This is a genomic window from Stenotrophomonas sp. S39 (assembly GCF_016624665.1).
Lineage (GTDB): Bacteria > Pseudomonadota > Gammaproteobacteria > Xanthomonadales > Xanthomonadaceae > Stenotrophomonas.
This window is the reverse complement of record NZ_JACVTT010000123.1, coordinates 1-10,192: the sequence shown is the minus strand read 5'-3', so window position 1 is coordinate 10,192 and position 10,192 is coordinate 1. Positions and strand designations below refer to the sequence as shown.

General features: G+C 67.7%; 11 protein-coding genes. 10 read left to right on the top strand and 1 reads right to left on the bottom strand.

The window, feature by feature from the left end; all coding sequences use genetic code 11:
• Positions 1 to 59 precede the first annotated feature (59 nt).
• The gene (gene parE, locus IAE41_RS20510) at positions 60 to 1,949 is read right to left on the bottom strand and encodes a DNA topoisomerase IV subunit B (protein WP_108759523.1); all 1,890 of its coding nucleotides are present in this window, start codon (positions 1,947 to 1,949) and stop codon (positions 60 to 62) included.
• 159 nt (positions 1,950 to 2,108) lie between these two features.
• On the opposite strand from parE, the gene IAE41_RS20505 reads away from it, so the two are divergent.
• From IAE41_RS20505 to truD, 10 genes are all read left to right on the top strand, one after another.
• The gene (locus IAE41_RS20505; protein ID WP_079221428.1) at positions 2,109 to 2,345 is read left to right on the top strand and encodes a hypothetical protein; all 237 of its coding nucleotides are present in this window, start codon (positions 2,109 to 2,111) and stop codon (positions 2,343 to 2,345) included.
• A gap of 398 nt (positions 2,346 to 2,743) precedes the next feature.
• Complete coding sequence (locus IAE41_RS20500; protein ID WP_079221429.1) at positions 2,744 to 4,408, top strand: CTP synthase; 1,665 nt, start codon at positions 2,744 to 2,746, stop codon at positions 4,406 to 4,408.
• Positions 4,409 to 4,496: 88 nt separating this feature from the next.
• The gene (gene kdsA, locus IAE41_RS20495) at positions 4,497 to 5,327 is read left to right on the top strand and encodes a 3-deoxy-8-phosphooctulonate synthase (protein WP_079221430.1); all 831 of its coding nucleotides are present in this window, start codon (positions 4,497 to 4,499) and stop codon (positions 5,325 to 5,327) included.
• Positions 5,324 to 5,680, top strand: a complete 357-nt coding sequence (locus IAE41_RS20490; RefSeq protein ID WP_200734369.1) for a hypothetical protein — start codon at positions 5,324 to 5,326, stop codon at positions 5,678 to 5,680. Before kdsA ends, IAE41_RS20490 begins: the two co-directional genes overlap by 4 nt.
• Positions 5,681 to 5,729: 49 nt before the next feature.
• The gene (locus IAE41_RS20485) at positions 5,730 to 6,122 is read left to right on the top strand and encodes a hypothetical protein (RefSeq protein ID WP_200734368.1); all 393 of its coding nucleotides are present in this window, start codon (positions 5,730 to 5,732) and stop codon (positions 6,120 to 6,122) included.
• A gap of 58 nt (positions 6,123 to 6,180) precedes the next feature.
• The gene (gene eno / locus IAE41_RS20480; RefSeq protein ID WP_079221433.1) at positions 6,181 to 7,473 is read left to right on the top strand and encodes a phosphopyruvate hydratase; all 1,293 of its coding nucleotides are present in this window, start codon (positions 6,181 to 6,183) and stop codon (positions 7,471 to 7,473) included.
• 4 nt (positions 7,474 to 7,477) lie between these two features.
• Positions 7,478 to 7,828, top strand: a complete 351-nt coding sequence (gene ftsB / locus IAE41_RS20475; RefSeq protein WP_108746432.1) for a cell division protein FtsB — start codon at positions 7,478 to 7,480, stop codon at positions 7,826 to 7,828.
• Entirely contained in the window at positions 7,825 to 8,523 is a 699-nt protein-coding gene (ispD, locus tag IAE41_RS20470) for a 2-C-methyl-D-erythritol 4-phosphate cytidylyltransferase (protein ID WP_079221435.1), read from the top strand. Before ftsB ends, ispD begins: the two co-directional genes overlap by 4 nt.
• Before the next feature lie 34 nt (positions 8,524 to 8,557).
• Positions 8,558 to 9,055 carry a 2-C-methyl-D-erythritol 2,4-cyclodiphosphate synthase gene (ispF, locus tag IAE41_RS20465; RefSeq protein ID WP_079221436.1) on the top strand — a complete coding sequence of 166 codons (498 nt, stop codon included), beginning with the start codon at positions 8,558 to 8,560 and terminating at the stop codon, positions 9,053 to 9,055.
• Complete coding sequence (gene truD / locus IAE41_RS20460) at positions 9,052 to 10,083, top strand: tRNA pseudouridine(13) synthase TruD (RefSeq protein WP_200734367.1); 1,032 nt, start codon at positions 9,052 to 9,054, stop codon at positions 10,081 to 10,083. Before ispF ends, truD begins: the two co-directional genes overlap by 4 nt.
• Positions 10,084 to 10,192 lie beyond the last annotated feature (109 nt).

The window sequence follows — 10,192 nt, the reverse complement described above, 5'->3', positions numbered from 1 at the left end:
CCCCCCCCCCCCCCCCCCCCCCCCCCCCCCCCCCCCCCCCCCACTACCAGAGGATGGCGTCAGGCTTCCAGGGAGGCCAGGTCGCCCTTGCTCTCCAGCCAGCCCTTGCGGTCAGACGCACGCTTCTTGGCCAGCAGCATGTCCATCAGCGAACGGGTCTGCTCGCCGTCATCCACCGTCAGCTGCACCAGGCGGCGCGTATCGGGGTGGATGGTCGACTCGCGCAGCTGCGGCGGATTCATCTCGCCCAGGCCCTTGAAGCGGGTGACATTGACGGCGCCCTTGATCTTCTCGCGTTCGATCTTGTCCAGGATCGAGCGCTTCTCTTCCTCGTCCAGGGCGTAGAACACCTGCTTGCCCACGTCGATGCGGAACAGCGGCGGCATCGCCACGAACACATGGCCGGCATCGACCAGCGCCGGGAAGTGCTTCAGGAACAGCGCGGTCAGCAGGGTGGCGATGTGCAGGCCGTCCGAGTCGGCGTCGGCGAGGATGACCACCTTGCCGTAACGCAGGCCGGCGATGTCTTCCTTGCCCGGGTCGCAGCCGATGGCCACGGCCAGGTTGTGCACTTCTTCGGAGGCCAGCACGCTGTTGGACGACACTTCCCAGGTGTTGAGGATCTTGCCGCGCAGCGGCAGGATCGCCTGGAAGTCCTTGTCGCGCGCCTGCTTGGCGCTGCCGCCTGCCGAGTCACCTTCCACCAGGAACAGTTCGGTGCGCGACAGGTCCTGGCTGATGCAGTCGGCCAGCTTGCCGGGCAGGGCCGGGCCCTGGGTGACCTTCTTGCGGACGACCAGCTTTTCGGTCTTCAGGCGCGCGCTGGCGCGCTCGATGGCGATCTGCGCGATCTTCTCGCCCAGCTCCACGTTCTGGTTCAGCAGCAGGCTGAAGGCGTCGTGCGCGGCGCCTTCGACGAAACCGGCGGCCTGGCGCGAGGACAGGCGTTCCTTGGTCTGGCCGCTGAACTGCGGATCGGTCATCTTCAGCGACAGCACGAACGACACGCGGTCCCACACGTCTTCCGGGGCCAGCTTGACGCCGCGCGGCAGCAGGTTGCGGAAATCGCAGAACTCGCGCAGCGCCTCGGTCAGGCCGGTACGCAGGCCATTGGCATGGGTGCCGTGCTGGGCGGTGGGGATCAGGTTGACGTAGCTTTCCTGTACCAGCTCGCCTTCCGGCAGCCAGGCCACGGCCCAGTCAACGATCTCCGTGTCCTTCTTCAGATTGCCGACGAACAGATCGGCCGGCAGCGACTCGCGGTCGCCCAGCTCCATCTTCAGGTAGTCGCGCAGGCCGTCTTCGTAGTACCAGGTATCGACTTCGCCGGTGGCTTCGTCGGTCAGCTTGACGGTCAGGCCCGGGCACAGCACGGCCTTGGCGCGCAGCAGGTGCTTGAGCGCGCGCACGGCGAACTTGGGCGTATCGAAGTACTTCGGGTCCGGCCAGAAGCGCAGCCGCGTACCGGTGTTCTTCTTGCCCACCGTGCCGACCACTTCCAGCGGCGAGGCGCGGTCGCCATCGCGGAAGGTGATGCGATGCTCGGCACCGTCGCGCTTGATGTGGATCTCGACCAGGGTGGACAGCGCGTTGACCACGCTGACGCCGACGCCGTGCAGGCCGCCGGAGAAGGTGTAGTTGTTGTTGTTGAACTTGCCGCCCGCGTGCAGGCGGGTCAGGATCAGCTCGACGCCCGGAATCTTCTCTTCCGGATGGATGTCGACCGGCATGCCGCGGCCGTCATCGCTGACTTCCACGCTGCCGTCCTTGTACAGGGTGATCTCGATCGAGCGGGCGTGGCCGGCGAGGGCCTCGTCCACCGAGTTGTCGATCACTTCCTGCGCCAGGTGGTTCGGGCGCGCGGTGTCGGTGTACATGCCAGGACGGCGCTTGACCGGGTCAAGGCCGGACAGGACTTCAATATCGGCGGCGTTATAGCGTGCGTTCATCTATCTTCAAAGCGCGGAGCGACGCGCAAGTGTGCGGTGTGGACGGGGAATTTGCACGCCTGCGGTTCAGCCTCGGCGCCGGGGAGGGGGTAAAATGACAGCCGCTGGAATCTGAACGCCGGCGCCCCCATGTCCAAGCCATACCGCGAGGAGGACTCCATGAAGAAGTTGCTGACCATTGCGATCCTGGCCGCTGCCGCCGTTGCAGTGCCGCTGGTGATGGCGCAGAACGCAGGCCAGACGGCCCCGCAGCAGGGCGACCAGGCCGACAAGGCCGCGCAGTCCGAGGCGGATGCCAAGGCCAAGCGCCGCGCCCAGGCCAATGCCGAAATGAAGGCCAAGGGCCAGCCGGTCCCGCAGCAGGAAGAAGAGGAAGAGGCGCGGAAGAAGAAGTAAGGCTTCCGCCGCCAAGGCCGCTGCCGCAAGGCGCTGGCCCCTGAACGCCCCGCACTGCGGGGCGTTTTCTTTTCCCGATGACGCTATCTGCCCCTTGGGTTGGCGGCCATCTATCTGTAAACTATGGCTTTCCGGGAGTAGTGCGTGTCCACCATTTGCGAATGGGCTGGACCGGCCATGCGTGGCCTCCAGCAATGCGGGTCGCAGGTGACGGTCGAATTGACCGGCACGGCCGCCCCGACCTCGCACGATGGTCCCCGTCCGGCGCCTGCCGCCGATCGGTCCCGCGCCTCCCTCGCTGCCCCAGCGAACCGGAAAACCCCCTTTCTGCTCCACGCCCGCCCCTCGGGCAGGCGTGGCGCTGCCGTTTTCCATTTCCAGACAGGATGCTTGCAGCCATGACTCCCTTGATTTTCGTAACCGGCGGCGTGGTGTCCTCGCTCGGCAAAGGTATTGCCGCTGCGTCACTGGCCGCCATCCTCGAAGCGCGTGGCCTGAAGGTCACGATGATGAAGCTCGACCCGTACATCAACGTCGACCCGGGCACCATGAGCCCGTTCCAGCACGGTGAGGTCTACGTCACCGACGACGGCGCCGAGACCGACCTCGACCTGGGCCACTACGAGCGCTTCGTGCGTACCCGCCTGAGCCGCAAGAACTCGGTCACCACCGGCCGCATCTACGAGAACGTGATCCGCAAGGAGCGCCGCGGCGACTACCTGGGTGCGACCGTGCAGGTCATCCCGCACATCACCGATGAAATCCGCCGCTGCATCGACGAGGCCACCGAAGGCTACGACGTGGCCCTGGTCGAGATCGGCGGCACCGTGGGCGACATCGAGTCGCTGCCGTTCCTGGAAGCGATCCGCCAGGTGCGTACCGAGCGCGGCCCGGAGAAGGCGCTGTTCATGCACCTCACCCTGGTGCCGTACATCGGCGCCGCCGGTGAGCTGAAGACCAAGCCGACCCAGCACTCGGTGAAGGAACTGCGCTCGATCGGCATCCAGCCGGACGTGCTGCTGTGCCGTTCCGAGCAGGCTGTGCCGGATTCGGAGCGCCGCAAGATCGCCCAGTTCACCAACGTCTCCGAACGCGCCGTCATCAGCGTGCCGGACGTGGACGTGCTGTACCGCATTCCGTCGGGCCTGCATGCGCAGGGCCTGGACGAGATCGTGGTCAACCAGCTGAAGCTGGCCGACAAGGTCGGCCCGGTCGACCTGTCGATGTGGGAGGACGCGGTCGACGCGACCCTGCACCCGCTGGACGAAGTGACCATCGCCGTGGTCGGCAAGTACGTCGACCACCAGGACGCGTACAAGTCGGTCGGCGAAGCCCTCAAGCACGGCGGCCTGCGCCAGCGCACCAAGGTCAACCTGAAGTGGCTGGAAGCGCAGGACCTGGAAGGCACCGACATGGCCGCGCTGGCCGACGTCGACGGCATCCTGGTGCCGGGCGGCTTCGGTGACCGCGGTTTCGAAGGCAAGGTGCTGACATCGCAGTTCGCCCGCCAGAACAGCGTGCCGTACTTCGGCATCTGCTACGGCATGCAGGCGGCGGTGGTGGACTACGCGCGCCACGTGCTGGGCCTGGAAAACGCCAACAGCACCGAGAACGACCGCCAGTCGCCGGACCCGGTGATCGGCCTGATCACCGAATGGCGTACCGCCACCGGCGATGTCGAAAAGCGCGATGACAAGAGCGACCTCGGCGGCACCATGCGCCTGGGCCTGCAGGAACAGCGCCTGAAGCCGGGCACGCTGGCCCGCGAGCTGTACGGCAAGGACGTGGTCTCCGAGCGTCACCGCCACCGCTACGAGTTCAACAACCGCTACCGCACCCAGCTGGAAGATGCCGGCCTGGTGATCTCGGGCAAGTCGATGGACGACACCCTGGTGGAAGTGGTCGAACTGCCGCGTGACGCGCACCCGTGGTTCCTGGCCTGCCAGGCGCACCCGGAATTCCTGTCCACCCCGCGCGATGGCCATCCGCTGTTCATCGGCTTCATCCGTGCCGCGCGCGAGCGCAAGGCCGGTGGCGCGCTGCTGGCCGAAGCCCGCGCCTGACTTGTGAAGGGGGGCTTCGGCCCCCATCCTGCATGCTTCAACCCCAGCACGCCGGCCCTGCCGGCGTAGCGGACAACAAGGAAACGCCATGAAACTGTGTGGATTCGAGGTCGGGCTGGACCAGCCCCTGTTCCTGATCGCCGGCCCCTGCGTGATCGAGTCGATGCAGCTGCAGCTCGATACCGCCGGCAAGCTGAAGGAGATCACCGACCGCCTCGGCGTCAACTTCATCTTCAAGTCGAGCTTCGACAAGGCCAACCGTACCTCGGGCACCGCCTTCCGCGGCCCGGGCATGGAAGAAGGCCTGAAGGTGCTGGCCGAAGTGAAGAAGCAGATCGGCGTGCCGGTGCTGACCGACGTGCATGAATACACCCCGATGGACGAAGTGGCCTCGGTGGTGGACGTGCTGCAGACCCCGGCGTTCCTGGTCCGCCAGACCGACTTCATCCGCAAGGTGTGTGCAGCCGGCAAGCCGGTCAACATCAAGAAGGGCCAGTTCCTGGCGCCGTGGGACATGAAGCCGGTTGTCGAGAAGGCCAAGTCCACCGGCAACGAGCAGATCATGGTCTGCGAGCGTGGCGCCAGCTTCGGCTACAACAACCTGGTCAGCGACATGCGTTCGCTGGCGGTGATGCGTGACACCGGCTGCCCGGTGGTGTTCGACGCCACCCATTCGGTGCAGCTGCCGGGCGGGCAGGGCACCAGTTCCGGCGGCCAGCGCGAACACGTGCCGGTGCTGGCGCGTGCCGCGGTGGCGGTGGGCATCTCCGGTCTGTTCGCCGAGACCCACCCGGATCCGTCCAAGGCCCTGTCCGATGGCCCCAATGCGTGGCCGCTGGACCAGATGGAAGCCCTGCTCGAGACCCTGATGGAGCTCGACGCGGTGACCAAGAAGCACGGCTTCTCGCGCTTCGCGTGAGTCTTGACCCGTGGGCGGCGCTGGAAGCCCAGCGTCGCCGGCGGCATTGGCGCAGCTGGCCGTGGGGCTGGATGGGGCTGGCGCTGTGCGTGCTGGCGTGGGTCGCGTTCGGTTACATGGTGCTGCTGGGTGCTGCCGGTACGCGCATGCCCGGCGATGGTGCGGCCCCGCACTGGCAGGCCACGATGTTCAAGGTTTCCCTTGCCGCGGCCGCCGTGCTGTATGCGGCGAGCCTTGCAAGCACGGTGCTGGGCTGGCGCCTGCAGCGCGCACGCGGTGCCGCTGGGCTGGCCGCGCTGCTGCTGGCCGTGCCGTCGGCGCTGCTGGCCTGGGCCATCCTTGCCCAGCTGTGATGGTTCACCTGCGGGCATTGCCCCCCTTCATGCGGTACCCATTCATACGATGAACCCGACCTCTTCCGCGCGCGTGCCGCGCCGACTGTGGCCCTGGGGCGCGTGCGCGCTTGGCCTTGCCGTGCTTGCCTGGGCCGCCCTCGCTGCCGGGGTGGTGGTGTTCCTGTCTGCGATCGGCATGCCGGGGGATGGCAGCCATGCGCTGGCCTCGAAGCAGTGGATCCTGATGCTGGCGGTGGCCGTGCTGGCGCTGTCCGCGCTCGGCAGTGGGGTGGCCTCGGTGCTGGCCTGGCGCACCCAGCGTGGCCGTGGCACGGCTGCGGTGGCGGCACTGCTGCTGGCGCTGCTGGGCCTGCTGATTGCGGTGCCGCTGCTGGTGCAGGGCGCGGATCCGGTCGTGGCCGACGACACCATTTGGCAAGCGACGGGCAGCCGGGGATAATCACGCGGCATTTCACATTTGTCGCATTCCCTCCTCCAGACAGGTAACCGGTCCGCTCATGAGTACGATCCGCAGCATCCACGCCCGTGAAATCCTCGACAGCCGTGGCAACCCCACGCTGGAAGCCGAAGTCATCCTGGAGGACGGTTCGTTCGGTCGCGCCGCGGTTCCCTCCGGCGCCTCGACCGGTACCAAGGAAGCGGTCGAGCTGCGTGACGGCGACAAGACCCGTTACCTGGGCAAGGGCGTGCGCAAGGCCGTCGAGAACGTCAACGGCGCCATCGCCAATGCACTGAAGGGCTTCGAAGCCGTCGACCAGGCTGGCCTGGACCGTCGCCTGATCGACCTGGACGGCACCGAGAACAAGGGCCGCCTGGGCGCCAACGCGCTGCTGGCCGTGTCGATGGCAGCCGCGCATGCCGCCGCTGCGTCCAGCAAGCAGGCCCTGTGGCAGTACCTGGCCACCAAGACCGGTGCGACCCCGTCGCTGCCGGTGCCGATGATGAACATCATCAACGGCGGCGCCCACGCCGACAACAACGTCGACTTCCAGGAATTCATGGTGCTGCCGGTGGGCTTCACCTCGTTCTCCGAAGCACTGCGTGCCGGCACCGAAATCTTCCATTCGCTGAAGTCCGTGCTGAAGAGCCACGGCCTGAGCACCGCCGTGGGCGACGAAGGCGGCTTCGCGCCGGACTTCCGCAGCAACGTCGAAGCGCTGGACACCATCCTGGAAGCCATCGGCAAGGCCGGCTACACCGCCGGTGAAGACGTGCTGCTGGGCTTGGACGTGGCCTCCAGCGAGTTCTTCGAGAACGGCAAGTACAACCTGGTGGGCGAGAACAAGCGCCTGACCTCCGAGCAGTTCGTCGACTTCCTGGCCGACTGGGCCGCGCAGTACCCGATCATCACGATCGAAGACGGCCTGGCCGAGAACGACTGGGCTGGCTGGAAGCTGCTGACCGACCGCATCGGCAAGAAGGTGCAGCTGGTGGGCGACGACCTGTTCGTCACCAACCCGAAGATCTTCCAGGAAGGCATCGACTCGGGCACCGCCAACGCGATCCTGATCAAGGTCAACCAGATCGGTACCCTCAGCGAAACCCTGGAAGCGATCGCCATGGCCGACCGTGCCGGCTACGCCGCCGTGGTCTCGCACCGCTCGGGCGAAACCGAAGACACCACCATCGCCGACATCTCGGTGGCCACCACCGCCACCCAGATCAAGACCGGCTCGCTGTGCCGCAGCGATCGCGTGGCCAAGTACAACCAGCTGCTGCGCATCGAGGAAGCCCTCGGCGCCAGCGCGCGTTACGCCGGTCGTGACGCGTTCGTGTCGCTGAAGCGCTGAGCCCATGCGCGACTGGCGCTGGCTGCTGTTGCTGCTGGCCCTGCTGCTGGCATGGCTGCAGTACCGTTTCTGGTTCGGCCCGGGCAATTCGGGTGAAGTGATGATGCTCGAAGCCCAGGTCGCCAACCAGGAGCGGGACAATGAAGGTCTGCAGCAGCGCAACGATGCGCTGGCTGCCGAAGTGAAGGACCTCAAGGAAGGCCAGGCCGCCATCGAAGAGCGCGCGCGCAGCGAGCTGGGCATGATCAAGCCCGGCGAGAAGTTCTACCGCGTGGTGGAGGATGCGCCGGTTCGCCCGGCGCAGGCTGCACCGGTCTCGGCGCAGGTCGGCGACCATCCGGCGGACGTGCCGTGAGCGCGGCCATCTGGGCGGTCGTTCCGGCCGCCGGGCGGGGTACCCGTTTCGGCGCGCCGTTGCCCAAGCAGTACCTGCAGGCGGGCGGGCAGATCCTGCTCGCCCATACCCTGGATGCACTGCTGGCGCACCCGGCCGTGGCCGGGGCGATGGTGGTGATCGGCCAGGACGATGCCGATTGGCCGGGCTGGACCGAGTGGTCCGGCAAGCCGGTGCTGACCTGCATCGGCGGCGCCACCCGGGCCGCTTCGGTGCTGGCGGGCCTGCAGGCCCTGCCCGACAGTGTGCGCGCCGACGAGTTCGTGCTGGTGCACGATGCCGCGCGGCCCAACCTGTCGCTGGCCGATCTGGGCCGCCTGCTGGAAGTGGGGCGTGCCGACCCGGTCGGCGCGATTCTCGCCGCCCCCGTGCGCGACACCCTCAAGCGAGCCGGTGACGATGGTGGCATTGATGGCACCGAGCCGCGCGAGCGCCTCTGGCGTGCGTTGACCCCGCAGCTGTTCCGCCGCCACCAGCTGGTCCGCGCGCTGGCCGGTGCTGCCGCCAGCGGCGTCGAGGTGACCGACGAAGCCATGGCCATGGAGCGCCAGGGCCAGCGACCGCTGCTGGTGGAAGGCAGCGAGGACAATTTCAAGGTCACCACCCCGGCCGACCTCGACCGTTTCGAATTCGTACTTTCCCGCCGCGCCGGCTGATCGCCCGCGCGGCCCTGCTGCAAGGGTTGCATCCATGAGCACAGCTCCGTTCCCGCCCGTCCGTATCGGCCAGGGCTACGACGTCCATGCCTTCGGCGAAGGCGACCACATCATGCTGGGCGGCATCCGCGTGGCGCACAGCTGCGGCGTGCTGGCCCACAGCGATGGCGACGTCATCCTGCACGCACTGTGCGATGCCATGCTCGGCGCGATCGCGCTGGGCGACATCGGCCAGCATTTCCCGCCCAGCGACGATCGCTGGAAGGGTGCGGACAGCAGTGATTTCGTCCGCCATTGCGACAGCCTGCTGCGCGAGCGTGGCTGGCGCGTCGGCAATACCGACATCACGGTCATCTGCGAGCGGCCCAAGGTCGGCCCGCATGCACTGGCCATGCGCGAGCGCATCGGCGGCCTGCTGCAGCTGCCGCTGGACGCGGTCAGCGTCAAGGCCACCACCTCGGAGAAGCTCGGCTTCACCGGCCGTGGCGAAGGCATTGCCGCGCAGGCCGTCGTCCTGCTGGTGGCGGCATGATTCCGTTGCCGCTGGCCTTTGGTGCGCCGCTGCTGAGCGCGCGCATCCGCACCACGCCGGACGACTTCCAGGTGGACGAACTGCCGGCCTTCGAGGCCACCGGCGAAGGTGAGCACCTGCTGCTGCACATCCGCAAGCGCGGCGCCAACACGGTGCACGTGGCCAAGGTGCTGGCGAAGTGGGCGGGCCTGCCGGAGATGGCGGTCAGCTACGCGGGCATGAAGGACCGCAACGCGGTCACCACCCAGCGCTTCAGCGTGCACCTGCCCAAGCGCGTCGCCCCGGACCTGGCCAGCCTGGCCAGCGACGAGATCGAAGTGCTCGAGTCCACCTGGCACAACCGCAAGCTGCAGCGCGGGGCGCTGGCCGGCAACCGCTTCAAGCTGGTGCTGCGCGACGTGCAGGGCGACGCCGCGGCCATCGATGAGCGCCTGCAGCAGATTGCCGCGCGTGGCCTGCCGAACTGGTTCGGCGAGCAGCGTTTTGGTCGCGACGGTGGCAATGTTCCGGCCGCGCTGGCGATGTTCGGTGGCCGCCGCATGCGCCAGGACCAGCGTTCACTGCTGCTGTCGGCGGCCCGCTCGGCCCTGTTCAACCGCGTGCTGGCCTCGCGCGTGGAGCAGGGCAGCTGGGACCAGCCGCTGGACGGCGAGGTGTGGATGCTCGATGGCAGCCGCAGCGTGTTCGGCCCGGAGCCGTACACCGATGTGCTGGCCGAGCGCCTGGCGCGCTTCGACATCCATCCCAGCGCACCGCTGTGGGGCGAGGGTGAGCTGCGCAGCACCGAGGCTGCCCGCACGCTGGAGCTGGCGGCGCTGGACGATGAGGAGTCGCAGGCCCTGCGTGCCGGCCTGGAAGGCGCCCGCCTGAAGCAGGAGCGTCGCGCGCTGCGCCTGCGTCCTGCCCTGCTGCAGCATCAGTGGCTGGCCGATGACGTGCTGGAGCTGTCGTTCGCGTTGCCGCCGGGCTGCTATGCCACAGCGGTGCTGCACGAACTGGGCCCGGTCGAAGACGCCTCGCAGGGCTGACCGCCGGTTGGGGTCGGGATATCCACGCATGGCGTGGATCTACCGGCATCGCATGGAACCACGCCATGCGTGGATGCGGGCCGCCGTGCAGGTCGTAGATCCACGCCAT